Origin of the sequence: Pandoraea eparura (assembly GCF_902459725.1) — a bacterium.
In the GTDB taxonomy this organism is placed as follows: Bacteria; Pseudomonadota; Gammaproteobacteria; order Burkholderiales; family Burkholderiaceae; genus Pandoraea; species Pandoraea eparura.
The window spans coordinates 139,826-163,604 of sequence record NZ_CABPSH010000005.1; the positions used below are offsets into that span (position 1 = coordinate 139,826).

General features: G+C 65.9%; 20 protein-coding genes. 13 read left to right on the plus strand and 7 right to left on the minus strand.

Annotated elements, in window-relative coordinates; genetic code table 11:
- Nucleotides 1-44: 44 nt before the first annotated feature.
- Nucleotides 45-395, minus strand: a complete 351-nt coding sequence (locus PEP31012_RS13290) for a hypothetical protein (protein ID WP_150589809.1) — start codon at nucleotides 393-395, stop codon at nucleotides 45-47.
- A 300-nt stretch (nucleotides 396-695) separates the two neighbouring features.
- Between PEP31012_RS13290 and PEP31012_RS13295 the strand changes: the two genes are divergently transcribed.
- Together PEP31012_RS13295 and PEP31012_RS13300 are read left to right on the plus strand one after the other, a co-directional pair.
- Entirely contained in the window at nucleotides 696-908 is a 213-nt protein-coding gene (locus PEP31012_RS13295; RefSeq protein ID WP_150589810.1) for a DUF1059 domain-containing protein, read from the plus strand.
- A gap of 142 nt (nucleotides 909-1,050) precedes the next feature.
- Nucleotides 1,051-2,442 carry an FAD-binding oxidoreductase gene (locus PEP31012_RS13300; protein ID WP_150589811.1) on the plus strand — a complete coding sequence of 464 codons (1,392 nt, stop codon included), beginning with the start codon at nucleotides 1,051-1,053 and terminating at the stop codon, nucleotides 2,440-2,442.
- Nucleotides 2,443-2,567: 125 nt separating this feature from the next.
- Here the strand turns inward: PEP31012_RS13300 and edd are convergent, their stop codons facing one another.
- Nucleotides 2,568-4,415 carry a phosphogluconate dehydratase gene (gene edd, locus PEP31012_RS13305; protein ID WP_174978235.1) on the minus strand — a complete coding sequence of 616 codons (1,848 nt, stop codon included), beginning with the start codon at nucleotides 4,413-4,415 and terminating at the stop codon, nucleotides 2,568-2,570.
- A gap of 475 nt (nucleotides 4,416-4,890) precedes the next feature.
- Between edd and zwf the strand changes: the two genes are divergently transcribed.
- From zwf to PEP31012_RS13330, 4 genes are all read left to right on the plus strand, one after another.
- The gene (gene zwf / locus PEP31012_RS13315) at nucleotides 4,891-6,378 is read left to right on the plus strand and encodes a glucose-6-phosphate dehydrogenase (protein ID WP_150589813.1); all 1,488 of its coding nucleotides are present in this window, start codon (nucleotides 4,891-4,893) and stop codon (nucleotides 6,376-6,378) included.
- A gap of 74 nt (nucleotides 6,379-6,452) precedes the next feature.
- Nucleotides 6,453-7,130 carry a 6-phosphogluconolactonase gene (gene pgl, locus PEP31012_RS13320; protein ID WP_150589814.1) on the plus strand — a complete coding sequence of 226 codons (678 nt, stop codon included), beginning with the start codon at nucleotides 6,453-6,455 and terminating at the stop codon, nucleotides 7,128-7,130.
- Nucleotides 7,108-9,006, plus strand: coding sequence for a bifunctional transcriptional regulator/glucokinase (locus PEP31012_RS13325; protein ID WP_174978236.1), 1,899 nt, complete (start codon nucleotides 7,108-7,110; stop codon nucleotides 9,004-9,006). Before pgl ends, PEP31012_RS13325 begins: the two co-directional genes overlap by 23 nt.
- A gap of 22 nt (nucleotides 9,007-9,028) precedes the next feature.
- Entirely contained in the window at nucleotides 9,029-10,528 is a 1,500-nt protein-coding gene (locus tag PEP31012_RS13330; RefSeq protein ID WP_150589815.1) for an AMP nucleosidase, read from the plus strand.
- Nucleotides 10,529-10,545: 17 nt separating this feature from the next.
- On the opposite strand, the gene PEP31012_RS13335 is transcribed toward PEP31012_RS13330, so the two are convergent.
- From PEP31012_RS13335 to PEP31012_RS13345, 3 genes are all read right to left on the minus strand, one after another.
- Nucleotides 10,546-11,799, minus strand: coding sequence for an Hsp70 family protein (locus PEP31012_RS13335; protein WP_150589816.1), 1,254 nt, complete (start codon nucleotides 11,797-11,799; stop codon nucleotides 10,546-10,548).
- Between the two features lie 100 nt (nucleotides 11,800-11,899).
- Nucleotides 11,900-13,288 (minus strand): MFS transporter, encoded by a 1,389-nt coding sequence (locus PEP31012_RS13340; protein ID WP_150589817.1) that lies wholly within the window; start codon nucleotides 13,286-13,288, stop codon nucleotides 11,900-11,902.
- Nucleotides 13,289-13,499: 211 nt separating this feature from the next.
- The gene (locus PEP31012_RS13345; protein WP_150589818.1) at nucleotides 13,500-14,729 is read right to left on the minus strand and encodes a cytochrome P450 family protein; all 1,230 of its coding nucleotides are present in this window, start codon (nucleotides 14,727-14,729) and stop codon (nucleotides 13,500-13,502) included.
- A gap of 235 nt (nucleotides 14,730-14,964) precedes the next feature.
- On the opposite strand from PEP31012_RS13345, the gene PEP31012_RS13350 reads away from it, so the two are divergent.
- Entirely contained in the window at nucleotides 14,965-15,597 is a 633-nt protein-coding gene (locus tag PEP31012_RS13350) for an ArsR/SmtB family transcription factor (protein ID WP_246171289.1), read from the plus strand.
- A gap of 31 nt (nucleotides 15,598-15,628) precedes the next feature.
- On the opposite strand, the gene PEP31012_RS13355 is transcribed toward PEP31012_RS13350, so the two are convergent.
- Nucleotides 15,629-16,489, minus strand: coding sequence for an IclR family transcriptional regulator (locus PEP31012_RS13355; protein WP_150589819.1), 861 nt, complete (start codon nucleotides 16,487-16,489; stop codon nucleotides 15,629-15,631).
- Nucleotides 16,490-16,557: 68 nt separating this feature from the next.
- Entirely contained in the window at nucleotides 16,558-17,715 is a 1,158-nt protein-coding gene (locus PEP31012_RS13360; RefSeq protein WP_150589820.1) for an FAD-dependent monooxygenase, read from the minus strand.
- Between the two features lie 490 nt (nucleotides 17,716-18,205).
- On the opposite strand from PEP31012_RS13360, the gene PEP31012_RS13365 reads away from it, so the two are divergent.
- From PEP31012_RS13365 to PEP31012_RS13390, 6 genes are all read left to right on the plus strand, one after another.
- A complete protein-coding gene (locus tag PEP31012_RS13365; RefSeq protein ID WP_174978238.1) occupies nucleotides 18,206-19,282 on the plus strand; it encodes a porin in 1,077 nt (358 codons plus the stop codon).
- A gap of 316 nt (nucleotides 19,283-19,598) precedes the next feature.
- Nucleotides 19,599-20,468: an ABC transporter ATP-binding protein gene (locus PEP31012_RS13370; RefSeq protein WP_150589822.1), complete on the plus strand. Its 870-nt coding sequence runs from the start codon at nucleotides 19,599-19,601 to the stop codon at nucleotides 20,466-20,468.
- Nucleotides 20,469-20,507: 39 nt separating this feature from the next.
- The gene (locus PEP31012_RS13375) at nucleotides 20,508-21,290 is read left to right on the plus strand and encodes an ABC transporter permease (RefSeq protein ID WP_150589823.1); all 783 of its coding nucleotides are present in this window, start codon (nucleotides 20,508-20,510) and stop codon (nucleotides 21,288-21,290) included.
- Nucleotides 21,291-21,308: 18 nt separating this feature from the next.
- Nucleotides 21,309-22,100 (plus strand): SDR family oxidoreductase, encoded by a 792-nt coding sequence (locus PEP31012_RS13380; RefSeq protein ID WP_150589824.1) that lies wholly within the window; start codon nucleotides 21,309-21,311, stop codon nucleotides 22,098-22,100.
- Nucleotides 22,101-22,140: 40 nt separating this feature from the next.
- On the plus strand, nucleotides 22,141-22,698 hold the full coding sequence (locus PEP31012_RS13385; protein WP_150589825.1) for a cupin domain-containing protein: 558 nt from the start codon (nucleotides 22,141-22,143) through the stop codon (nucleotides 22,696-22,698).
- Between the two features lie 95 nt (nucleotides 22,699-22,793).
- Nucleotides 22,794-23,702: an alpha/beta fold hydrolase gene (locus PEP31012_RS13390; RefSeq protein ID WP_150589826.1), complete on the plus strand. Its 909-nt coding sequence runs from the start codon at nucleotides 22,794-22,796 to the stop codon at nucleotides 23,700-23,702.
- The last annotated feature ends 77 nt before the right edge of the window (nucleotides 23,703-23,779 follow it).

Genomic DNA, 23,779 nt, shown 5'->3' on the forward strand with positions numbered 1-23,779 from the left:
ACGTGGGCAGGGTTGCGGGGCGGGACGCTCGGGATGTCGTACGCTCAGGCTGCAGGGCGCAGACGCAGCGCACCAAATTCAGCTTGGGGCAGTGATTGCATGACGGCGTGCATGGCCCGTGAGGCTTCCACGCGCGGTAGCGCGATCGACACCACAGCGGCCGTATCGTGCCGGATCGGGCGAATTGTCTCGACGCGCCAAGGCATCGGCAGGCTCATTGCCAGCGTGATGGCGAGCGTGGAGACCGCTGCACGGCTGAGCGTGATGTCAAGCGTTGCATCGAGACGTGCGCGAGGGGGACGTCGATGGCGCTCACGCGCAGCGGAGAAAGCGTCGGCCAGGACGGCGCCCGGCTCGGGAGGTTCCAGACTTGCGCATTGGGAGGTGGCAGGCATGACAACGTGTCGATTGACGACAGGAGTGACGACGGAGCCAGTCTAGGGATGCACGGATAAAAAAGGCGTCAAGATTTCTCGATGTCGTTGCATCGCGGTGATCGTCATACCGTCGTGGTGCGCGTTGGCCGAGTGTATTAATCCCATCGTCGCGTGACATGAAGTTCGCCAACAGCGACCTATACTTTCAGAATGATTTTGTTTGCGATGCGTAGAAGGTGAAATCGCGCCCTGCAGGCGTCGCGCGGCACCCGGCGCGGTCATTTGCCCAACATCACGTTACCGTGTGAGGAGACTGTCATGACCCGAAAATTCATCGATTGCCGCGAATTCCCGAGCGCAATGCACTGTTCCGTAGCGCTATCCGCGGATTCCGAAAACGAACTGCTGGAGGCGGCCGTGCAGCACGCCATCACCGTGCACGGACATACCGATTCGGCGGAACTGCGCACCCAACTGCGCACGATGTTTCACGACGGGACACCGCCCGTTGACGCCCCGCGTCAATCTTAGTCACGCCCCGCGTCGATCTTAGTCACGCCCCGCGTCGATCGTAGTCACGCCTCGCGTCATTCGTATTTGCGCCCGGCGTCAATCGTCACCACGCGCCACGTCAAGTGTAATCCCGCGTCGTTTGCCTGCCAGGAGGTGTCTCATGGTCAATCTGTCCAGCGATGCAATCGCCGATCTCAAGGCCGGCACGCGAGGGCAAGTGCTGCTGCCAGCCGATCCCGGCTTCGACGACGCACGCCGTCTATGGAACGCCATGATCGACCGCCGCCCGGCGTTGATCGTGCGTTGCAAGGGCGTTGCCGATGTGCGCCGCGCGGTGGCCTTCGCGCGCGACAACGCTCTGCAGCTCGCCGTGCGCGGCGGTGCGCACAATATCGCGGGCAGTGCCGTCTGCGACGACGGGCTGATGATCGATCTGTCACCCATGACCTCGGTACGGGTCGATCCGGGGGCGCGTCGCGCGTACGTTGAACCGGGCGCGACGCTCGGTGATTTCGACCACGAAGCCCAGGCGTTCGGGTTGGCGACACCCCTCGGGATCAATTCCACCACCGGCGTTGCCGGGCTGACGCTCGGCGGCGGATTTGGCTGGCTCAGTCGCAAATACGGAATGACGGTCGACAATCTGGTCGGCGCAGATGTCGTCACGGCCGACGGTGAAATGGTTCACGCCGATGCGGATCATCATGAGGATTTGTTCTGGGCGATTCGAGGCGGCGGCGGCAACTTCGGCGTGGTGACGATGTTCGAGTTCCTGTTGCATCCGGTGGGGCCGCAGGTATATGGCGGGCTCGTCGTCCTGCCGTTGGATCAGGCGAAGGCGGCGCTCGTGAAATATCGTGCCGCCTTCGACGCAATGCCCGATGACCTCTCGGTCTGGGCCGTGCTGCGCCTCGCGCCACCGCTGCCATTTCTGCCGGCGGATGTCCATGGCAAGCCGATCGTCGCCTTCGCGATCTGCTACCAGGGGGCGGTGGCCGACGGCCCGGCAGCCGTCGACGCGGTACGAAAGTTCGGCACCCCGTATGGCGAGCATCTTGGCCCCATGCCCTATGCCATGTGGCAACGGGCGTTCGATCCGCTGCTGACGCCCGGTGCGCGCAACTATTGGAAGTCCCACAATCTGGCCGAGATACCGGATGGCTTGCTCGACGTGCTGATCGACGCCATCAGCCATCTTCCGTCGCCGCAATGTGAAATCTTCTTCGGTCAGATCGGGGGACAAACCGCACGCGTGCCGGTCGAGGCCACGGCGTATTCAAGCCGCGATGCGCAATACGTCATGAATGTGCACGCCCGCTGGACCGACGCGAGCGACGATGCGGGTTGCATCGCGTGGGCGCGCGCGTTCTTCGACGCGGCGGCGCCGTTTGCCTTGGGCAGCGTGTATGTCAACTTTCTGACGCAGGACGAGACGGAACGTATCGGCGCGGCCTACGGTCCGAACTACGACCGTCTCGTCGCGGTGAAAACCCGCTACGATTTGCACAACCTGTTCCGTTGCAACCAGAACATCAAGCCTACCGTCTCATGACTGTCCTCAGGGGCGCGTCCGGCGTCAGGACGCGCCCCTTGTCTCGTTGTCCCTTCGTCCCTTCGTCCCTTCGTCCCTTCATCGCGTCGTCGCCTGCCCCGGCCGGGGTGATGCGCCTGCCGGTCTCACGCGTGCTTCGGATACTCCGCGTCGTCGAACAGCACACATGCCCCATGCGGTGCGGCGCCGACATTGCGCCGGAATAGCCCGAACACGTTGCGCCACGGGTCAAACGGCCGTTGCGGCACCGGGGCCGGTGCGCGCGCGGCGAGCGTGGCGTCGTCGACTTCGCAGTGCAACACGTTCTTCTCGCAATCGATTGTGAGGATGTCGCCGTCCTGCACGCGCGCGAGCATGCCGCCTTGCTCCGCTTCCGGCGACAGATGAATGGCGGCGGGCACTTTGCCCGACGCGCCGGACATCCGCCCGTCGGTCACGAGCGCCACGTGATGGCCTTCGTCCTGGAGAAGGCCGAGCATTGGCATGAGTTTGTGCAACTCGGGCATGCCATTCGCCTGCGGACCCTGGAAGCGCACCACGACGATCACATCGCGTGTCAGTTCGCCGGCCTTGAACGCCGCTTGTGCGCTCTCCTGATCGGAGAACACGCGTGCCGGCGCGCGCACGGTCTGATGTTCCGGCTTGACGGCGGACGACTTGATCACCGCGCGTCCCAGGTTGCCCGCCAGCATGCGCAATCCGCCTTCGTGCGCAAACGGTCGCGAGGCCGGGCGCACGATGCCTTCGTCGAGGCTGTCGGCGGGCGCGTCGTGCCACGAGAGCACATCGTCGCGCAGCACGGCTTCCTGCGTGTACGCGCGCAGACCGTGGCCCATGACCGTGGTGACATCGTTGTGCAGGAAGCCGGCATCGAGCAACTCGCGAATGAGGAAGTTCAGGCCGCCCGCCGCATGGAACTGGTTCACATCCGCCTTGCCGTTCGGGTAGACGTGGGCGAGCAGCGGCGTGACGTCAGAGAGGTCGGCGAAGTCCTGCCAGTCGAGCAGAATGCCACCGGCATGCGCCATCGCCACCAGATGCAACGTGTGGTTGGTCGAGCCGCCGGTGGCCAACAGACCAACGACGCCATTGATGAACGCGCGCTCATCAAGAATGTGCGACGTGTTGATACCGGTCTTGGCCAACGCCACCGCGCGCGCCGTCGCCGCCTGCGTGAGTGCATGACGCAGCGGCGTATGCGGATTGACGAACGACGCGCCGGGCAGATGCAGCCCCATGAATTCCATGAGCATCTGGTTGCTGTTCGCCGTGCCGTAGAACGTGCAGGTGCCTTCGGTGTGGTACGCGGCGAGTTCGGAATCGAGCAGCGCCGCGCGGGTGATGCGGCCCGCGGCATATTCCTGCCGGATGCGCGACTTTTCGTCGTTGGGCAGCCCGGAGGGCATCGGTCCCGCCGGCGCAAAAACGGCCGGCAGATGGCCGAATGCCTGGGCCGCGATGACCAGTCCCGGCACGATCTTGTCACACACGCCGAGGAACATGGCCGCGTCGAACATCTGGTGCGAGAGCGCCACGACCGAGGCCATCGCAATCACGTCGCGCGAGAACAACGAGAGTTCCATGCCCGCGTAACCCTGTGTCACACCATCGCACATGGCGGGCACGCCGCCCGCGACTTGCGCGCTGGCGCCGTGCGCGCGCGCGGCGGATTTGATGACGTCGGGGAACTCGACGAACGGCGCGTGTGCCGACAACATGTCGTTATAGGCGGTGACGATGCCGATGTTGGGTGTGCGTTCGGTACGGATCTTGATGCGATCGTCGGCAGGGGCGGCGGCCAGGGCGTGCGCGAGATTGGCGCAGCCGATCGACTCGCGACCGGGTTGCCCCTGCGTGGCGCGAGCCACGCCCTCCAGATACGCCTGGCGCGATGATCGGCTGCGCTCGATCAGGCGTTGGGTCACGCGTTCTACCACCGGATGCAGCGACACGTTGTGCGAAGACTGGGTCATGGGATTTCCGGGAGGTTGTGGGCCGTCCGACGCGAGGGAGGCGCAAGGCGCCTGTGACGCCGCTTGGCGTGCCCGACGCATTCAAAGCATTCAAAGCGTTCAAAGCGTTCAAAGCGTTCAAAGCGCTCGAACCGCTCGAACCGCTCGAACCGCTCGAACCGCTCGAACCGCTCGAACCGTTTCACGCCTGCGACACCGCTCGCATACGGGCTTGAGGGGATGCGTTGGCCTGGATCATGGGGACATGATGTAGTCAAAGCACGCGATTTTGTTGCGTTAAAGTGTAGTTAAACTACAATACAGTGTCAAAGTTGCGCTTCTTCAGCCACTTCCGGACCTCAGCCAATCTTCGGCGGCCCAGGCAGCTCACCCGATCGCTTCGGCGCTTGCTGGCGCGTTGGACAGGTCGCTCGCCGGTTGGTGCGCCGCGCGGTGCCGAGCCGAGGCGTCCGGTTGCACGGAGTCCACGCTGTCTATGAACACGCCTTTACCCTATACCTTTGTGTTGTTCGGCGCCACCGGCGATTTGTCGTTGCGCAAGGTGCTGCCTGCGCTGTTCCGGGCGTTCCGCACGGGGCAATTGGGCTCGGATGCCGACACCGGTGACGGCGGGCATGCCGGGCGCATTCTCGCGATTGCCCGCAAGCCGATGGATGCCGCCGCTTACCACCAGTGGTGCGAGGAGCACGTACGCGGGCATATCAAACCCGACGTCTGGGACGAAGGTGCCTGGTCGCGGTTTCTCGCCACTATCGACTACATGCCGCTCGATCTCGGGCGTGAAGCCGAATTCAGCGTGCTGGCCGAGCGCCTCGCCCCGCGGCAGGGCGTGCGCATCTTCTACCTGGCCACCGGCCCGTCGCTGTTCATCCCCATCTGCGAAGGGCTGCGCAGCGCCAAGCTCAACGAGAACAGCCGCATCGTGCTGGAAAAGCCGCTGGGCCACGATCTGGCCTCGTCAGAGGCGATCAACGACGCGGTGGGGGCGAGCTTCCGGGAAGATCAGATCTATCGCATCGATCACTACCTCGGGAAAGAGGCGGTGCAGAACCTGCTGGCACTGCGCTTCGGCAACGCGATCTTCGAGCCGTTGTGGCGACGCGAACTGATCGACAGCATTCAGATCACGATTGCCGAGGAAATCGGCGTCGAAGGGCGCGGTGAGTTCTACGAACAGACCGGCGCGCTGCGCGACATGGTGCAGAACCATCTGCTGCAACTGCTGGCCATCGTCGCGATGGAGCCGCCCCTGTCGATGGACGCCGATGCCGTGCGCGACGAGAAGCTGCGCGTGCTGCGCTCGTTGCGCCCGCTCGACGACGACACGGTCGCGCGCCACGTGGTGCGAGGGCAATACGGCGGTGGCGCGATCGGCAAGTCGGCGGTGCCGGCGTACGTCGACGAGCCTGGGGTGCCGCCGTCGAGCCAGACGGAGACGTTCGTGGCCCTGAAGGCCGAGATCGACAACTGGCGCTGGGCCGGCGTGCCGTTCTACCTGCGCACGGGCAAGCGGCTGGGCGAGCGCGTGGCGGAGATCGTCGTCAACTACTGCCCAACCCCCTATCCGTTGCTCGGCGAGGCGACGGCGCAAGCCGGCGCCAATCGTCTCGTCATCCGTCTGCAGCCGAACGAGTCGATGCGCCTTTACTGTCTGGCGAAGCAGCCGGGCGAGGGCATGACACTGCAATCGGTTCACCTCGATCTGGCGTTCGACCAGTTCTTCAGGGGACATCGGATGGATGCGTACGAGCGGCTGTTGCTCGACGTCATCAACGGGCGTCTGGCCCTCTTTGTCCGTCGAGACGAGCAGGAAGCGGCCTGGCGCTGGGTCGCGCCGATTCAGGCGTACTGGTCGCGTCAGCACAAGGGGCCGAAGCGCTATGCCGCCGGCACCTGGGGGCCGCCCGCCGCCAGCGCGCTACTCGCGCAGTCGGGCACGAGCTGGGTCGAAGAAGACAACTGAGGTGGCGCGCCGGACGGGGCGTGATGCCGCCCGGTGCCGCTGCCCCACGCCGAGGAAAACGGAGGTCGACAGTCATGATTCATTGGCGCACCTACCCCACGCGGCAGGCGCAGGCGCTGGCGCTCGCCAACGCTGTCGTCGCGCGACTCGATGAAGCGTTGACGGTTCGTCCGCGCGCGTTGCTGGCCGTGTCGGGCGGCACGAGTCCCAGGGCATTTCTCGAACAACTCGCCCGGCTGCCCGTGGCGTGGCGCGACGTGGACATCACGCTCGTCGACGACCGCTGGCTGCCGCCCGCGCACGCCGAGAGCAATGCCCGGCTGGTGGCCGAGACACTGCTGCCCGGTGCCAATGGTGGGCACTGGCTGCCGCTGGTGGACATCAAGACGCCCGCCTCACTGCACGTGCGGACGCTCAACGCCACGTGGACGCATGGCGTGCCACAGGTGTGTGTGCTCGGCATGGGCGAAGACGGCCATACGGCGTCGCTCTTCGCCGACGCGGTGCAATGGCGCGATGCCATCACCACGCACGACAAGTTCGTGCTCATGCAGCCGCAGCACGCGCCTCACCTGCGCGTGTCGTGGTCGCTTGCGGCCCTCGCGTCCTGCGAGCGGCTCCTGTTGCAAATCCAAGGCCCCGCCAAACGCGCCGTGTTCGAAGCGGCGCAGGCCGAGGCGCAGGACAACGCCATCTCCCGGCTGATCCATTGTGAAGGAGTGAATATCGATGTCTTCTGGAGTGAGGAATAATCCGCCGCACCTGAGTGGTCCGCGACTGCTGGCCGACATCGGCGGCACGAACGCCCGCTTCGCGCTGGAAGTCGCCCCCGGCGATCTCATCGAGATCCGGGACTACGCCTGCGACGATTTTCCCGGGGTTCCCGAAGTCATCCGTGCCTATCTTGACGAGGCCGATCATGCCGAACCGGTTCGGCACGCCGCGATCGCCATTGCGAACCCGATTGCCGGGGACGAGGTGCGCATGACGAATCGCGACTGGCACTTCTCGATCGAAGCGACGCGTCGTGCGCTGCATTTCGAGACGCTGCTGGTCGTCAACGATTTCACCGCGCTGGCGATGGCACTGCCCTACCTGTCGGACGCGCAGAAGCGACAGGTGGGCGGCGGCGAACCGCAGCCGGGGGGCGTGCTCGGCTTGCTGGGGCCGGGCACCGGCGTTGGCGTCTCGGGCCTGATTCCGGCGGCTGAACGCTGGATCGCGCTCGGCAGCGAAGGCGGCCACACGACGTTCGCACCGGCGGACGAGCGCGAAATCGCGGTGCTGCGCTACGCGTGGAAACACTTTTCGCATGTATCGTTCGAGCGTCTGGTGGCCGGGCCCGGCATGGCGCTCGTCTATCAAGCGTTGGCTGGCCGGGATGGCCACGCCGTCCCCGCGCGGGAGACGCCCGAGATCGTGAAGCTCGCCCAGGGCGGCGATCCGCTCGCGCGAGAGACCGTCGATTGCTTCTGCGCGATGCTCGGCACCCTTGCGGGCAATGTCGCGGTGTCGCTGGGCGCCGTGGGCGGCGTGTACCTGGGGGGCGGCGTGATTCCGAAGCTCGGCAAGTTGTTCGAGGACTCGCCGTTTCGCCAGCGCTTCGAGGCGAAGGGGCGTTTCGAGGCGTATCTCAAGCCGATTCCGACCTACATCATCACGGCCGATCACCCGGCGTTTCTGGGCACGTCCGCCATGCTTGCCGAGCAGCTCGGCACGCATGCGGCAGGCGCGGGCGCGTTGATCGACCGCCTGCATCGTTTGCGCGACCGGCTGAGCCCGGCCGAGCAGCGCGTGGCCGAACTCACACTCAAGCAACCGCGTGCGCTGCTTGCGGAGCCGGTGGCGGAAATCGCGCGTCTTGCCCGAGTGAGCCAGCCGACGGTCATCCGCTTTTGTCGCAAGCTCGGCTGTCAGGGACTCTCGGACTTCAAGCTCAAACTTGCGAGCGCACTGACCGGCACGTTGCCGGTGCGCCATGGACAGGTGCACGTGGGCGACTCCGCGGCGGAATTCAGCGCCAAGGTGCTCGACAACACGGTGTCGTCGATTCTGCAAATGCGCGAGCACCTCGACGCGCGCACGCTCGAGGCGGCCGTGACGTTGCTCGACGGGGCGCGCCGCATCGAGTTCTACGGGCTGGGCAACTCCGGCGTGATCGCGCAGGACGCGCACTACAAGTTCTTCCGCTTCGGCATGCCGACCATCGCGTACGGCGATCCGTACCTGTTGCAAGCATCGGCGGGACTGCTCGGAGACGGCGACGTGGTGGTCGCGATTTCGGCGTCGGGCCGCTCGGCGGATCTGAACCGAGCCGTCGACGTTGCCGTGGCGCGCGGCGCGAAGGTCATTGCGCTCACGGCCCGCAACTCGCCGCTCGCGCGCAAGGCGACGCTGGTGCTGCCCAATGATCATGTCGAGACGACGGGGGCTCACGTGACGATGATCGCGCGAATTCTCCACCTTGCGGCCATCGACGTGCTGGCCGTCGGCGTGGCGATTCGGCGCGCCGGGCCGGGGGCGCAGACGGCCGGCGAGGGGGCGCTCGACTGGCTCGGTCACGGCAGCGCACAGGACACCGAGAAGCCTGCGGGTCGTGTCACAATGGGCGCATACTCACCCTCATGATTTAGACAGAAGAGGTTTGCGCATGTCCGAACAAGAACCGGTCCATGCCACCCGATCGATTGCCGATCCGGTGGAAGCCGTCGCCTACCTGAAGACGATCTACGACGCCAACACGGCATACCTTCGCGCCGCTTTCGAGCGGTTTTCCACACAGAAGGAGGCGGCGCGGCGTGTGAGCGCGCATTACCCGTTTATTCGCATCACCACCGAAGACATCACCCAACTGGACAAGCGCCTGTCCTATGGTTTCGTGTCGGGGCCGGGCAGTTACCAGACGACGGTCACGCGACCGGATCTGTTCGAGAACTACTACACCGAGCAGCTTCGCCGTCTGGCGCACAATCATGGTGTCGCGTTTGAAGTGGGCGTCTCGGACGAGCCGATCCCCGTGCATTTCGCCTACCAGGATGGCGTCTATCTCGAAGGCGATCTCGATCAAACGCACCTGCGCGCCATGCGCACCGTGTTCGACGTGCCCGACCTGGCGACGATGGACGACAGCATCGTGAACGGCACGCGCGATCCATTGCCCGGCGAGATCCTGCCGCTGGCCCTGTTCACGGCGCCGCGCGTCGACTACTCGCTGCATCGCCTGCGTCACTACACCGCCACGTCGCCCGAGCATTTCCAGAACTACGTGCTGTTCACGAACTACCAGTTCTATATCGACGAGTTCGTCGAACTGGGGCGCGAGTTGATGAGTGTGACCGACGATCCGGCGTTGCGCGAGTACCGCAGCCAGTACACCGCGTTCGTCGAGCCGGGCAACGTAACGCACTGGAACCAGAACATCGACGCGCGCGCCGCGCGGGGCACACCGCCGCCGCGCCTGCCGCAGATGCCGGCGTATCACCTCGTGCGCCCGGACAACACCGGCATCACGATGGTCAACATCGGCGTGGGTCCGTCCAACGCGAAGACCATCACCGACCACATCGCCGTGCTGCGCCCGCACGCCTGGGTCATGCTGGGACACTGCGCCGGGCTGCGCAACTCGCAGCGTCTGGGCGATTACTGCCTGGCACACGGCTACGTGCGCGAGGATCACGTGCTCGACGACGATCTGCCGCTGTGGGTGCCAGTGCCGCCGCTGGCCGAGGTGCAGGTCGCGCTCGAGCGCGCCGTGGCCGACGTCACACAGCTCGACGACTTCGAACTCAAGCGGGTGATGCGCACGGGCACGGTCGTCACGGTCGACAATCGCAACTGGGAGTTGCGTGATCACCGCGAGCCGGTGCAGCGCATGAGTCAAAGCCGGGCGATTGCGCTCGACATGGAGAGTGCGACGATTGCGGCGAACGGCTTCCGTTTCCGCGTACCGTACGGCACCTTGCTATGCGTGAGCGACAAGCCGTTGCATGGCGAGCTGAAGTTGCCCGGCATGGCGGACCGGTTCTATCGCGAGCGCGTCGACCAGCATCTGAAGATCGGCGTGAAGACGATGGAGCTGCTGCGCGATAACGGTCTGGATCGTCTGCACAGTCGCAAACTGCGCAGTTTCAACGAAGTCGCGTTCCAGTAACGGACGCCGGCGACCGCTCAGGAAAACACGCGCCTGGCGTGAATGCCGAGCCCCAGCGCCACGCTGGCGAGACGGTCGCCGAATACCGGCGTCGCTTTCGGAAACGCGGCACACATCGCATCGGAAAGGCAGCGCAGGCCCGTGGAGCCGCCGGTGAAGTAGAGCGCATCGACGTCCTCGGCGCGCAAGCCGGCCAACGCGGCCGTATGCACAGCGCCTGCCGTGATGCTTGCGATCTCGTCGCCGACCGCTTCCACCAATCCCGCTTCCGAGAACGCGACCGCCAGATCGCGCTCGATCACCGACAGGTCGATGCGTGTTTCGCCGCCGGAGGCCACGTCGATCTTCGCGTCTTCGGCATGGCCGACGAGCGCGTGTCCGAGGCGTTGCTCGACCGTGCGCATCAGGCGTCGGTGATGGGCCGGATCGGCGTACAGATGCGCCGTGAGCGCCAACTCGCCAACGCGCTTCGGCGTGTAGACCGTGTTGATCAGGTGCCACGTCGCCAGATCAAAATAGATCCGGTTCGGCACTTCCTTGCCATCGGGGCCGAGCGCCTTGTAACCGAGTTCGCGCAGGATCGTGGCCAGCTCGATGCGGCGGTCGAAGTCCGTGCCCGCGATGTGCACGCCGTGGTGGGCGAGCACGTCGTCCTTGCGATCGAGATGGCGTGCCCGTTCCGGTCCCACACGCACCAGCGAGAAGTCCGAGGTGCCGCCGCCAATGTCGATGACGAGCACCTGCTGCTCATGGCTCAGGCGCGACTCGTAATCGAACGCGGCCGCGATCGGCTCGAACTGGAACTGCACGTCCTGGAAGCCCACATCGCGCGCGCTTTGTTCGAGCGAGCGCTGCGCGGCGGCGTCGGCACGCGGATCGTCGTCGACGAAGAACACGGGGCGTCCCATGACCACATGACGCAAATCGCCGCTGCTGGACTTCAGCGCATGCGTGCGCAGATGGCGCAGGAACGTGGCGATGATGTCGATGTAGCGCATCGCCGAGCCGTTGCCGAGGTCGGTGGTGCTTTCGATCAGGGAGGAGCCGAGCAGGCTTTTGAGCGAGCGCATCAGGCGCCCGTCGTAGCCATCGACGTAATCGGCAACGGCCTGGCGGCCGAACGAGACGCGGCCACCTTCGTCGGCATTGAAGAAGACGGCGGTCGGCAGCGTGCCGTAGCCGGCTTCCAGCTCGACCAGACGCATGGCGGCGCCGTCTTGCACGGCGACGGCAGAATTCGAAGTGCCGAAATCGATGGCGCAGAAACTCATGGCATTTGCGGCCCGCACGGGCGAGCCGTAAAAGGTCGGCAGTGTAGCACGGCCGGGCGGCCGGCCGCAGGAAGGCACTCGGGCCATCGGGGCACCGCGCTCATCCGCGCGCCGAATTCGCGCCCGGCTGGGCGGCGGGCAGCGTGCGCAGACTGCTCACCACGGCCGCGACCGCGGCGAACGCGGCGGCCACGAAAAGTGAGGCGCGCGTGCCGAGGCCGGACGGGGAGACGCTGAAGATGAGGGCCACGAGCGCCGCGCCGGTCGTCTGCCCGGTCAGGCGCGCGGTGCCCAGCATGCCGCTCGCGCCGCCGCTGCGATGCGCGGGGGCGGCCGTGAGCATCGCGTAGTTGTTGGGCGACTGAAACAGGCCGAAGCCGAAACCGCACAGGGCCATGCGCCAGACGATGTCAGCCTGATGCGGATGCGCGGGCAGCAGGCCGAGCGCGAGCAACCCGAGGGCGAACGCCGCCAACCCGATCGCGCCGAGCAGCCCCGGCTTGTAATACTCCAGCAGCCGGCCGGCCAGCGGCGCGACGACGACGATGGTGAGCGGCCAGGCAGTCATCAGCAGGCCCGTCTGGACACGATCGAAGCCGAGCGAATCCTGCAGGAAGAACGGTAGTGCGACGAAGGCGAGCATCTGTGCGCAGAACGACGCCATCGACGTGCAGATCGACAGCCCGAAAATGGGAATGCGCAACAGGTCGAGGGGCAGCAGCGGCACTGGCTGGGTGCGTTGACGTCGCACGAAAACGGTACCGATGACGAGGGCGGCGGCGACTTCGAGCGCGACGAGCCAGCGCGCTTGACCGTGCCCGAAGGCGTCGATGCCGGAGATGAGCAAACCGAAGGTGAGCGCACTCAACAGCGCACCGGTCCAGTCGAACGGGTGGGAGGCGCGGGCCGTGTCGGGCAGCGAGCGCACGGCGATGACAAAGGCGATGATGCCAAGCGGCACATTGATGGCAAAGAGCCACGGCCAGTGCGCGATGGACAGCACACCGGCGGCAATCGTCGGGCCTGCGGCGGACGAGATGGCAACGATGAGCGCGTTGAGCGAGACGCCGCGTCCGAGCCAGCGCGACGGGTAGATCGCTTTGACCAGCGCGGTGTTCACACTCATGATGCCCGCCGCGCCGAAGCCCTGCGCCACACGCGCGAGCGTGAGCGTGACGAGCGAATCCGAGAGGGCGCAGCCGAGCGAGGCGACCGTGAAGAGCGCGAGCCCGACGGTATAGACGCGGCGGTAGCTCACGATCTCGCCGAGCGCGGCAAGCGGCAGCAACGAGATGGTGATGGCGAGCTGGTAGGCGTTGACGATCCAGATCGACGTGGCCGGGCTGGCGTTGAGGTCGCGCGCGATGGTGGGGAGCCCAACGTTGGCAATCGCCCCGTCGAGCACCGCGAGGGAGATGGCGAGCATGACGGTTGCAACGGCCCAGGCCCGGGCGGGCATGGGCATGCCGTCAGTGTAGGTGTCGGACATGTGAGCAGCGGAAGACGAAACGGACGCGTACCGGGAAGCCATGGCGGGGACACGCGAGAGGAAAGTGTCATCCTGCCCGAAATCCCCGGATGAAGCGGTGCCCTAGCGCAGAGCCTTGTGTTTACAGGGTTTTCGATGAGTGCGTCGCGTTTCGACTGACGGAACTAATGTTCCGTCAAATAAAACAATGCGCCGGAGGCGGCAAACGACCTCAATCCGCCGGTGCCTCCTCGTGGAAACGCGCGATGCGAACGTTGCCGAGCGGGTGATACGCCGTGCCGGTCGCGATGGCGGCGAGATCGACCTCGCTGTCGAGGATCGTCTGAACGCCGAGCGCGGCAATCGTGCTCGCCGGCGAGCGCCCCGGGCAGGTGTGGGCGCCGTGCCCGAAGGTCCAGGCCATATCGTCTGGCCCGGCACTGGCGGGCGCAGCGGCCAGCACCACCAGGATGGCGTCGCCGCGGGCGAGCGTGCGTTCGCCGATGACGGCGGGCGCGTGCAGGAAGCGTCGGGTGTTTTGCACGGGCGGATCGAGGCGAATCACGTCACTGACGGTCGCGATGGCGACGGCGAGGTTGGCGCGAAGCATCTGACGGCCATCGATGGCAGGTATGACAGTGGGCGACGCGTGCCGCGCGAGCCGGCGCAGACTGTTGGCCACAAGCCCGGCGCAGGCGTCGTGCGTTTGCGTGAAGAGGCCCGCGACATTTGCCGTAAGCGCGGCATGGTCGAGGGCGTCGTCGTGTGCCGCGATTCGCGCCGTGTCACGCAGCCAAGTCCCCGGGGCGGCATCGTTGTCGAGCCAACGCATGGCGCGCTGGCACAGTGCCGTGGCTGCGCGGTGTCCGCGTGCGATCGCCTCGGCGCGCGGCGACGGCTTGGCGGATTCCGCCATCGCCGCGACCAGCGTGCGGACGTCGTCGTACACGTCGACCCACTGCGAAGACGGAACGCCCAGCCACGCCGCGAGGGCGTAGATCGGCTGGCGGAAGACGAAATCGTCGAGGCGGGCGGTGGGCGTGTCCCCTTGGGCGAGATAGGCATCCGCGCAAGCGGCCTGGCTGGCGTCGCGCAGTCGGTCGAGAGTGGCGCCGTCGGCGTGCAGCGAGGCGAGTCGCGCCTTGAGCCACGGCTTCATCGCTGCGTGCGTGGCGCCGTCGTTCATCCGCACGAGCGCACCGAACCAGTCGCCCGCGGCACCCTTGGCCAGAGCGGCAGGGACCGTCGCGCCGGCCGGCCGCACGCCGCAAGCCGGATGGCGCAGCACGGCGGCCAGTGCTTGCGGCCCCGCCGCGACCCACAGGCCGAGCGAGGCATCGAAGTCGAACGGACGATGCGCGGCGAGCGATTGGTAGTAAGCGTAAGGATTGGGGTGCACGACGGCGGCCAGCGCATGGGCGGGCGGCGGCACGGTGGGGAGAACGGCGGTAGCGGCGAGCATGGCGGATGTCCGGAGATGAGGAGATGAGGGGATGACGGTGCTCATCATGGCGCACCGGCTGTCCGGCACGTTTCATCGCGTGCTGAAGTGTTGCGCGCATCGCCGGTCCTATACTGCCGGTACTGAAGCCGATACCGTGCTTCATATTTCTTACGGGAGCCCTGCTGTGGACATCGCAAGAGATCACGCCCCCGGCGTCAGTTCGCTCGCCGCGTTGCTCGCCGATGCCGGTCGCATGACCATGCTGTGGGCATTGATGGACGGTTCCGCCCGCCCCGCCGGAGAGCTGGCACTGGTAGCCGGGCTATCGCCTTCCAGCGCGAGCGGGCACCTTGCCCGGCTGGTCGACGGCGGCGTGCTCGCGCAGGAAGCGCGCGGGCGCCATCGTTATTTTCGCATTGCCACGCCTGAGACTGCCGCTGCCATCGAAGCGCTCGCCAGCGCCGTGCTCGCCACGCGCGACCTGCGCCCACGTCCGGTCCCGGTCAGTCGTGCCACGCCTGTGCCGCTGCGCCACGCGCGAACCTGTTACGACCATCTTGCCGGGGAGATTGCCGTCGATCTCTTCGCGCGGATGCACGCCCACCGCTGGCTTCGGATCGACGGGAGCGACGTGGCGCTCACCGATGCCGGTGTCGAAGGGCTCACCGCCCTTGGCGTCAACCTCACCCGCGCCCGTGCCCATCGGCGCCGGTTCGCCTGCACGTGTCCCGACTGGAGTGAGCGCAAGCCACATCTGGGCGGCGCGCTGGGGGCGGCGCTGCTCAGTACCTGTCTCGATGCGAAGTGGCTCGAACCCACCCGTGAGCCGCGCGCGCTGCGCGTCACGCCGCTCGGGGAACGCACGCTCGGCACCATCGCCGTATGATTTCGGGCGATCAGTGTGACATCACGGCGGCTCAGCCCCGCTCGGCGGCCGCGAGAAATGCGGGCGCGTCGGCCAGCAGGATGGCGAGATCGGCGGCGCCCGACTTGACGGCGCGGGCGGTGCGCTCGCGTGTGAGAGTGTCGGTGCCGACCAGCGAGCGCGGACCCGCAACGCTCAGGGCTGCCAACGGTCTGCCGTGCGCGTCGAGCACGGCAGCGGCGCAGGCGTCGATGCCCGCTTCGAAGCCGTCCTGGCTCCAGGCGCATCCGGTCTCGCGATCGCGCGTGAGCTGGGCATCGAGCGAGGCATACGTGCGCGCACTTTGTGCCGTGGCGGCCGCGAGCGGTTCCGGCCCGAGCAACGCGCGGCGTCGCTCGGTGCTCAGATGCGCGAGCAGCGACCGGCCTGGTGCCGTCAAATGGGCGGTGACGCGGCTGCCCGCGCGAATATTGCTCACGAGCGGCAACGCCGGCGTTTCGCACAATAGATAGCGCACCTGAGCACCATCGAGCACGGTGAGGTAGCTCGATAGTCCGGTCTCGGTCGTCACGCGCGTGAGCACGCGTCGTGCCGTCGCGAGGTGGTCCTCGCCGGCGAGTGCCGTGGCCGCCAGCGTCAGGAAATTGAGTCCGAGTCGATGGCCCCCTTGCGGCAGCGGCTCCAGCACGCCCTCGAATTGCAGCGTCTCGATCAGACGCATGACGGTCACGCGATTGACCCCGATGCGGCGGCCGACGTCGCTGACGTTGGCCGTGGACCCGCCGTCCGCAATGTACCGCAGCAACTTGAGCGCACGCATGACCGGCGTCACGAGGCCTGTTTGTCCGGCGTCGTGCCCGTCGGCGGGGGCGGCGCCGGTCGTGGGCGCAACGTCTTGCGTAGCTTTGGTCATGCGTTCCATTCCAATCGTCGGGGGCATCCGGGCAGGGCGGTGCGGCGCTCGCACCGCCTCAGGGTCGTTCAGACCGCGAGCGGAACTTGCCACGCGTCGTACTCGTAGACCCAATCGGCATTGCCACCTTCCTTGAGCCACTGGTTGCCGCGCGAGCCGATCTGCACACGTGCCGTGCGTTCACGTCGCGACGCCTCGTAGCGCGCGAGGGCGGCGGCGAGCGTCGAGACGTCGGCGCTCGGACCTACGGCCGCCAAGTGGCGAGACAGTACCACAGCATCTTCGATCGCCATGCCGGCGCCTTGCGCCATGAACGGCATCATCGGATGGCTGGCGTCGCCGAGCAGCGACACGCGGTCGCGCGACCATTGCGGCAAGGGATCGCGCACATACAGCGCCGACTTCAGCACGCTGTCGCATGCGTCGAGCAGGGCGCGTGCCTCGGGATGATAGTCGGCGTACATGGCGCGCAGCTCGTGCACGTCGCCCGGTGCTGTCCACGACTCCAGCGTCCAGGTGTCCTGCGGCGTTGTGGCGAAGACGAAGATGTCGCGCCCGAGATTGAGCGGGAACGTCACGATCTGGCTCGACGGGGTCGGTCCCCACCACTTGGTGAACGCGCCGAGATTCGGCACGCCGTCGAGCTTGTCCGCCGGCACGACAGCGCGGTATGCCACCACGCCGGTGAACTCCGGCGACTCCGGCCCGAACAAGCCAGTGCGCACGACCGAGTGGATACCGTCCGCACCGATGAGCACGTCGACATCATCGTGCGTGCCGTCCGCGAACGCGAGTCGAATGGGGCCGGGCTGCCCGTCGGCGGGCGCATCGAACGAGACGAGCTTTTTGCCGAGCGCAATCGACTCGGCGGGCACGGCCTGCTCCAGCGCCTGCAACAGGTCGGCGCGGTGCATCGTGAGCTGCGGCGCGCCGTATTTCGTTTGCGCCGTAAGAGCCATTTCCAGACGCGACGTCTCTTCGCCCGAATCCCACATGCGGCTGATGCGATGGCTCGGCTGTGCCGCCGACTGGCGCAAGGCGTCGCCGACGCCGAGACCATCGAGCGCGCGCACCGCGTTGGGCGTCAGATTGATGTCCGCGCCGACACGCGCAAACTGCGCCGCCTGCTCATACACGCGAACACGGAAACCGGCGCGCAGCAAACCGATGGCGGCAGCCAGACCGCCGATGCCGGCACCGTTGATGCCGATGAGAGGAGCTTGCATGGGAACATCCTTTGACGAAAGTGACGACAGGCCAGAAAAATAAAACGTTCAAATATGAACATAATGTTCAAATATTATTGTTTTTGATTCGATCGAACGCAAGGCATCCTCGGGTAAATCCTGAGGGAACGGATCGACCCCGAACGGTGGCAAGATGGGACGCACGGCAACGCCCGCGGGACGAACGGCGCCGCCCGAACCGCAGGTGAGACGGCAATTGGCGGCGCTACGTGCGCGCACTAGCACGCCAAATTGTTCTAATCAATTCGTGCATCTCCGCTGCGGGACTCACGCGTCACCTGGCCTAAGCTTCGCTCAGTTGGTTTCATAAGTAATCCAACGTTTCATAGGTGGAACGTTAGGCGATGGGGCGTGACAGGGCGATTGGCTTGAGTCGCCGCGCATCGCATCCGGCGTCTTCACCGTTTTCGAATCATCGAACGACAGGAGTACACAGATGAAGCGGTTTCCGATGGGGCGGATCCCTGGCATGACGGCACTGGCGGCGGCAACGCTTCTGGCGGCGGGGGTGCCGGTCGCAGCGCAGGCGCAGAGCAACGTGACGATCTACGGCAGCCTGGATGCCGGCATGGCGTATGTGAACAACCAGGGTGGCAACGCGAACTGGATCGCCCAACAGGGCGCGACGCAGCCGGATCGCTGGGGCTTTCGCGGTGTCGAGGATCTGGGCGGTGGCAATCGCGCCATCTTCCAACTGGAAAACGGCTTCTCGACGCTCTCGGGCAACACCGTCAAGGCCGGCGCGATGTTCAACCGCCAGTCGTGGGTCGGTCTGCAGTCGGACAAGATGGGTACGCTCACCATCGGTCACATGACCACGTTCAACTTCGACTGGCTCGGGCCGATGAGCACGGCCTATCTGGGCATGAACTGGTACATGTTCCACCCGGGTAACCTCGACGAGCTGGCGAACACGTCCGTCGTCCAGGTCGACAACTCCGTGCGCTACGTCACGCCCGACTTCGCCGGCTTCAAGGCGGGCAGCATGATCTCGTTCGGCAACAACACGAACTTCGCCAACGGGCGCAAGTGGAGCGTGGCCGCGAACTATACGAACGGCCGCTTCAAGGCGTCGGCGGTCTACTCGAACGAGAACAACCGCACGCCGAACGTCGCCGTGCTCGGCGGCGCGACTTTCCAGGGCCAGGCGGTCGGCAGCTACGCAGCGTCGAACGTCGAGAACATGGGCGCAGGCGTGTCGTATGGCTTCGGGCCGTGGCTGCTGCACGCGCTCTACACGCGCGTAAAACTGCAATCGCCGGGCTTCAGCGACACCTACCAGTCGTTCGACGGCGGTGCCAACTACGCGACGGGGGCCGCCAACACGATCACCTTCGGCGCGGCCACGACCTCGCTGACGGGCAAGCGCTGGACGCAGGTCAGCCTGGGCGATGTCTATGCCTTCTCCAAGCGCACGCAGGTGTACCTGAGCGGCGTGTATCAACACGCGAGCGGCAATGGCGCGGTCACGGCCATCAATACGATCGGCGCCTCGTCGACGGGCAACCAGTTCATCATCCTGTCGGGCGTGCATCACTCGTTCTGACGCGCCGCGCAATGCCAATGCATTGCAACACGCACCCAGTGGTCTCTCTTTGAGCGCCGGCCGGCATTTGCCCGCCGGCGCTTTTTTTGTTTCGCCCCTTGTGTTTGTCGCGCAACGCCTTTGGGTGCGGGTTTCCCCTAGTCAAAAAATAATTTTGACTACGCCAATCCCTCCCTATAATTGATCCATAAGTAAATCAACGTTTCGTATATGAAACGCGCCCCGCAAGGGGAGACAGGCTGGCAGGCCATGCAGGCAAAATGCCGCAGCAGGCTGCCCGAGGCAAGTTGAACATCCAGAAACACGGTGGTTTCCCATGCTCAGGTCGATTCAATTGAAGGACGCGAACGTAGCCGAGGCGAATGCCGAGGCACGCCAGGCGCAGCCGGCGGCGGCCCCCCTGCCGTTCGCCATCGAATACCGCGGCGTCACGCGTCGGTTCAAAAATCGCCAGGGCAAGGGCGAGATGACGGCCGTCTCGGACGTCTCCATCGGCATCAAGGCCGGTGAGTTCGTCTCGCTGATCGGCCCGAGCGGCTGCGGCAAGAGCACGCTGCTCAACATGGGCGCCGGTCTCTACGCGCCGAGCGAAGGGCAGGTGACGCTCGCGGGCAAGCCGGTGCGCGGCCCGTCGCAGCAAGTCGCATTCATGTTGCAGAAAGACCTGCTCATGCCGTGGCGCTCGATCCAGAAGAACGTCGAGCTGGGCATGCAGATTCGCGGGCGCAGCAAGGCCGAGCGTGCGGAAGTGGCCAAGGCGCTGCTTGCGCGCTGCCACCTGAAGGGTTTCGAGAATCACTATCCGCACCAGCTCTCGGGCGGCATGCGTCAGCGCGCGGCCCTGGCGAGAACGCTGGCCGTCGAGCCGGACGTGCTGCTCATGGACGAGCCGTTCTCGGCGCTCGATGCGCAGACCAAGATGGTGCTCCAGCAGGATCTCGCGCAGATGCTCGCCGACGAAGGCAAGACCGCGCTGATGATCACCCACGACCTCGCCGAAGCGATCGCGCTGTCGGATCGCGTGTTCGTCATGAGCGAGCGCCCGGGCACGATCATCGAGGAGATCACGGTTGATCTGCCGCACCGTGATAACCCGATCGAGCGTCGCAAGCAGGCGGGCATGAACGAATACGTGGCCCATCTGATGGAACTGCTCAAGGTGGGGCGCGACGACCACCTCGGTTGATCCTCGTCCCCGACACTGCAAGACACTGGAATCCTCGCTATGAAATCCCTTTCCAAAACGCAACTGACCGTTGGCAGCTTCGTGTTGCTGCTGATCTTCGCGGCCATCTGGCAATGGGGCCCGACGGCGTTCGGCGTGCCCGAGTTCGTGCTGCCCAAACTGTCGTCGACCGTGATCGAAGGCGCCCGCATGTTCCAGGTCGAGAACCTGTGGCTGCACATCGGCGTGACGGCTATCGAAGTGATCGCGGGCTTCGTGATCGGCTCGGCGCTGGGCGTACTGATCGGCGTGATCCTTGGCCTGTCGCCGTCGACCGAAGCCATGCTCTCGCCGTACATCCTCGCGCTGCAGATCGCACCGAAGGTCGCGTTTGCGCCGCTCTTCGTCATGTGGATGGGGTACACGATCTACCCGAAGATCCTCGTAGCCGTGCTGATTGTCTTCTTCCCCGTGATGATCAATGTGCTCGGCGCCGTGCGCGCCGTCGACCCGGACATGGTCAACCTGGTGCGCGCCCTGTGCGGTCGCCGCTGGCAGATCTTCCGCTTCGTTGAATTCCCGTCGGCCATGCAGGCGCTCTTCGCGGGCTTGCGCATCGCATCGACGCTGGCCGTGATCGGCGTGACCGTGGGTGAGCTGGTCGGTGGCGACCGCGGCCTGGGCTATCTGCTGGTGTATGGCGAAGGCCAGGGCAATACCGCGATGGTGTTCGTCTCCATCGCCGGGTTGACCGTCATCGGTATCGCGGCTTACGCCGCCGTGGTCTGGCTGGAGCGCCGCGCGTTGCACTACGTGCCGCGTGCCGCGATGAACATCGCCTGAACGACGAGGAAATTCAACGTGAACGAATTGCCCATCCTCCCGCTCGACGCCAACACGCTGGCGCCGCTCGACGGCAAGAAGCTGTTGATCACCGGTGGCGCGCGTGGCCTTGGCGAAGGGTTCGTCCGTGCCGCCGTGGCACGCGGTGCGCAAGTCACGATTGCCGATATCGCGTCGCAGGCCGGCGAGGCCCTCGCGGCCGAGCTGAGCGGTGCGGGACATGCCGTGTCGTTCGTGCGCGTCGATCTGTCCGATCCGGCATCGGTCGATGCGGCCGCCAAGGTGGCTGCCGAGCGCATGGGCGGCATCGATGGGCTGGTCAACAACGGTGCGATCACCAACTCGGGCGGCAAGCTGGCCGCCGAGTTGAGCATCGAGACGTGGGATGCGGTCATGAACGTCAACGTGCGCGGCACCTGGCTCATGACGATGGCCGCGCTGCCGTTCCTGCGCGTTTGCGGACAGGGGCGCGTCGTGAACATCGCGTCGGATACTGCGCTGTGGGGCGCGCCGCGGCTGCTCGCTTACGCCGCCAGCAAGGGCGCCGTGATGGCGATGACGCGCTCGCTCGCCCGCGAACTCGGCCCGGACGGCATCACCGTCAACGCCATCGCGCCGGGGCTCGTGGAGGTGGAAGCCACGGCCTACGTGCCCGCTGAGCGCCATCGTCATTACCTGGAGGGACGTGCGTTGCCGCGCGCCCAGGTGCCCGACGACGTGATCGGCCCGGTGCTGTTTCTGCTCTCCGATGCTTCCCGTTTCGTGACCGGGCAGGTACTGCCGGTCAACGGCGGCTTCGTGATGCCCTGACGAGCCGTCCTCATTCGCAACGCCTTCAAGGAGTTAGACCATGGCGCAAGCCGACGCTAAAAACACCGCGACGCCGCAGGCTGTCGAGAGCTGGACGCAGGCCGAAGGCCAGGCATTCGGCGACTGGCTGGACACGCGCGTAGCCCGTTTCTCGACGCGCAAGTACGACTGGGACGCGCTGAAGTTCCAGGCCGACTACGACCCGAAGTACCGCCGTGCGCAAATGCGCTACGTCGGCACGGGCGGCACGGGCGTGGCCAAGGACATCAACACGGTACCTGCCGGTCACTTCACGTTCTCGACGATGGTGATCCCGGCCGGCAACATCGGCCCGAGCCACATCCATATGGATGTCGAAGAAATCTTCTTCGTGATGCGCGGCAAGATGAAGGTGATCTGCGAGCGCGACGGCGAAACCTGGGAAGCCATTCTCGGTGAACGCGACCTGATCTCGGTGCCGCCGGGCGTGTATCGCACGGAAATCAACATCGGTGACGAAGACGCGCTCATGTGCGTGATGCTTGGCTCGCAAAAGCCGGTCACGCCGACGTACCCGCCCGATTCGCCGCTCGCGCAGATCAAGCGCGATCTGAAGTAAGCCGCCGGGGGCCGTTGTCCCGGAAAGTCCGGTGAGGGGGCGTCGCAGTCCCCACACCGGCAGAAATTCACGAAGCGAGACGTTCAGTCCAAGCCATGCAAGTCGAAGCCTTTCAGTCCGAAGTACCCGAAGATGCCGCCGTCGCGCCGCTGTGCGCGCGTCTGGACGCCTTCCCGTACTGCACCGTCGCCACGCGCGCGGGCACCGTCGGCTATCGCAGCGCTGGAACGCAAGCCGAGGAGGCCGTGCCGGTCGTGATGCTGCATGGCATCGGATCGGGCGCGGCATCGTGGCTTGCGCAATTCGAAGCCACGAACCTGCATGCCGCGCTGTATGCGTGGGACGCGCCGGGCTATGGAAAGACGACGAATGTCGCCGACGCCGAGCCGCACGCCGACGCCTACGCCGATGCGCTGGAGGCGTGGCTCGATGCGCTGGGGCTGGCAAGCGTCGCGCTCGTCGGTCATTCGCTGGGCGCGATCATGGCGACCCAGTTCGCGAGTCGTGCGCCGCAGCGCGTGCGCGGGCTCTTTCTCTGCTCGCCGGCCGGCGGTTACGGCAAGGCCGAGGCGCAGGTGCGTCTGAGCAAGCGCGACAGTCGTCTGGCGATGCTCGACAAGCTCGGCCCGGCCGGCATGGCGCGCGAGCGCAGCGACAACCTCGTTGCCCCGAACGCTGCGGCTCTGCCGCGCGCATGGGTGAAATGGAACATGGCACGCGTGCTGCCCGCGGGCTATCGTCAGGCAACGCATCTGCTCTCGAACGGCGACGTCGCCGGCGCGCTGGCGCAATATGTTGCGGCAAACGCGGGCCCGGTCGCGGTGGCGGTCGGTGCGCAAGACGCCGTGACGCCCCCGGCAGCTTGTCAGGCGATCGCCGACGTGGCCGGCGTGCCGCTGCAAATCATCGACGGTGCGGGACACGCGTCGTATATCGAAACGCCGGACGTTCTGAACATCGCGCTCGCCGCGTGGCTTGAACGTATCACGGCAGGAGCGCGTTGAGATGGCACCGGCAACTCTGAAGCGCACCACGGCAATGGCCGAAGCGCTCACCGACGACGACATGCTGCCCGACCCGG

What these genes read in the sequence shown, in the direction of transcription:
- PEP31012_RS13290 (WP_150589809.1), bottom strand. Translation starts at nt 395, where the DNA reads ATGCCTGCCACCTCCCAATGCGCAAGTCTGGAACCTCCCGAGCCGGGC.
- PEP31012_RS13295 (WP_150589810.1), top strand. Translation starts at nt 696, where the DNA reads ATGACCCGAAAATTCATCGATTGCCGCGAATTCCCGAGCGCAATGCAC.
- PEP31012_RS13300 (WP_150589811.1), top strand. Translation starts at nt 1,051, where the DNA reads ATGGTCAATCTGTCCAGCGATGCAATCGCCGATCTCAAGGCCGGCACG.
- edd (WP_174978235.1), bottom strand. Translation starts at nt 4,415, where the DNA reads ATGACCCAGTCTTCGCACAACGTGTCGCTGCATCCGGTGGTAGAACGC.
- zwf (WP_150589813.1), top strand. Translation starts at nt 4,891, where the DNA reads ATGAACACGCCTTTACCCTATACCTTTGTGTTGTTCGGCGCCACCGGC.
- pgl (WP_150589814.1), top strand. Translation starts at nt 6,453, where the DNA reads ATGATTCATTGGCGCACCTACCCCACGCGGCAGGCGCAGGCGCTGGCG.
- PEP31012_RS13325 (WP_174978236.1), top strand. Translation starts at nt 7,108, where the DNA reads ATGTCTTCTGGAGTGAGGAATAATCCGCCGCACCTGAGTGGTCCGCGA.
- PEP31012_RS13330 (WP_150589815.1), top strand. Translation starts at nt 9,029, where the DNA reads ATGTCCGAACAAGAACCGGTCCATGCCACCCGATCGATTGCCGATCCG.
- PEP31012_RS13335 (WP_150589816.1), bottom strand. Translation starts at nt 11,799, where the DNA reads ATGAGTTTCTGCGCCATCGATTTCGGCACTTCGAATTCTGCCGTCGCC.
- PEP31012_RS13340 (WP_150589817.1), bottom strand. Translation starts at nt 13,288, where the DNA reads ATGTCCGACACCTACACTGACGGCATGCCCATGCCCGCCCGGGCCTGG.
- PEP31012_RS13345 (WP_150589818.1), bottom strand. Translation starts at nt 14,729, where the DNA reads ATGCTCGCCGCTACCGCCGTTCTCCCCACCGTGCCGCCGCCCGCCCAT.
- PEP31012_RS13350 (WP_246171289.1), top strand. Translation starts at nt 14,965, where the DNA reads ATGACCATGCTGTGGGCATTGATGGACGGTTCCGCCCGCCCCGCCGGA.
- PEP31012_RS13355 (WP_150589819.1), bottom strand. Translation starts at nt 16,489, where the DNA reads ATGACCAAAGCTACGCAAGACGTTGCGCCCACGACCGGCGCCGCCCCC.
- PEP31012_RS13360 (WP_150589820.1), bottom strand. Translation starts at nt 17,715, where the DNA reads ATGCAAGCTCCTCTCATCGGCATCAACGGTGCCGGCATCGGCGGTCTG.
- PEP31012_RS13365 (WP_174978238.1), top strand. Translation starts at nt 18,206, where the DNA reads ATGACGGCACTGGCGGCGGCAACGCTTCTGGCGGCGGGGGTGCCGGTC.
- PEP31012_RS13370 (WP_150589822.1), top strand. Translation starts at nt 19,599, where the DNA reads ATGCTCAGGTCGATTCAATTGAAGGACGCGAACGTAGCCGAGGCGAAT.
- PEP31012_RS13375 (WP_150589823.1), top strand. Translation starts at nt 20,508, where the DNA reads ATGAAATCCCTTTCCAAAACGCAACTGACCGTTGGCAGCTTCGTGTTG.
- PEP31012_RS13385 (WP_150589825.1), top strand. Translation starts at nt 22,141, where the DNA reads ATGGCGCAAGCCGACGCTAAAAACACCGCGACGCCGCAGGCTGTCGAG.
- PEP31012_RS13390 (WP_150589826.1), top strand. Translation starts at nt 22,794, where the DNA reads ATGCAAGTCGAAGCCTTTCAGTCCGAAGTACCCGAAGATGCCGCCGTC.